Origin of the sequence: Actinomyces sp. HMSC08A09 (genome assembly GCF_001807465.1) — a bacterium.
Lineage (GTDB): Bacteria > Actinomycetota > Actinomycetes > Actinomycetales > Actinomycetaceae > Actinomyces > Actinomyces oris.
This window is the reverse complement of the sequence record NZ_KV789093.1, coordinates 145,643-146,414: the sequence shown is the minus strand read 5'-3', so window position 1 is coordinate 146,414 and position 772 is coordinate 145,643. Positions and strand designations below refer to the sequence as shown.

Annotated in this window: 2 protein-coding genes; both read right to left on the bottom strand. The window is 57.4% G+C overall.

The features are described from left to right. Nucleotides 1-226, bottom strand: a 226-nt coding sequence (locus HMPREF3165_RS13480) for a hypothetical protein (protein WP_218079038.1), incomplete at its 3' end; no start/stop codon positions are given. Beyond that, the coding region (locus HMPREF3165_RS03350; protein ID WP_083303174.1) for a DUF6318 family protein at nt 223-772 on the bottom strand (550 nt) is incomplete at its 5' end. The genes HMPREF3165_RS13480 and HMPREF3165_RS03350, both read right to left, overlap by 4 nt.

Below are 772 nucleotides of genomic sequence, written 5' to 3'. Positions count from 1 at the left end.
AAGCCGTCACAACCGGACGCCCCTGAGACGAAGGCTCACCAGAATCTGATGGGCCTTCTTGGGTGATGGTCTCGCTCTTTTCTCCACGGAAAGTCTGGGTGTTGTCCTGGCTCTCAACGCTGTAGTTTCCTTTTGTTTCGGAAGGTAATGTCAGGGAGTTGTGTCCATTGCTTATCAGATATGTGGAGGCTAAGGCGATAGTTAAGGCAATGGTGCGGCTGCTCATTTTTGCTCAACCCTTACTCCGCCAATCATCCAGTGACCACCGACGTAGCGTACGGCAAAGTCTAGTATCTCATTCTCGGTGGGACTTGAGGTCTCAGTGGCCGCCCCACCTCCCGGGTGGGACGTAATTGTTTGTCGGCTCACGGTAGCTTCAACCCTATTGAAGTCGTATCCGTCAAGTTTCTCGTAATACCTGATGTTCGTAATCTCTTGTTCCCACTTATCGTTCCAGCCTCCTGCGTTGTGGAGGGTCGTCGCGTTGTCGATTGTTGAGCGACAGAATTTGCACTGGTCTTCGCTCATCTTTGCTAGCTCGGTGGTGTTGCCGGTCATGAAGGCGTAGCGGTAGAGGTCGAGGAAGTAGCCGACGCTGGCTGCTGCGCCCTCGGCGCTCTCCTCATTCATCTGCGGGGGCTTGGCCGGGGCGGGCTCGGCCAGGGCGGCATCGCGCTTGGCGCGCAGCTCAGGAGTCAGAGCCGCGTCCCGCGAGGCAGTCGCCGAGGCGTTGGCATCAGCGATGCCCTTCTCCGCCCGAGCAATAGCCGCC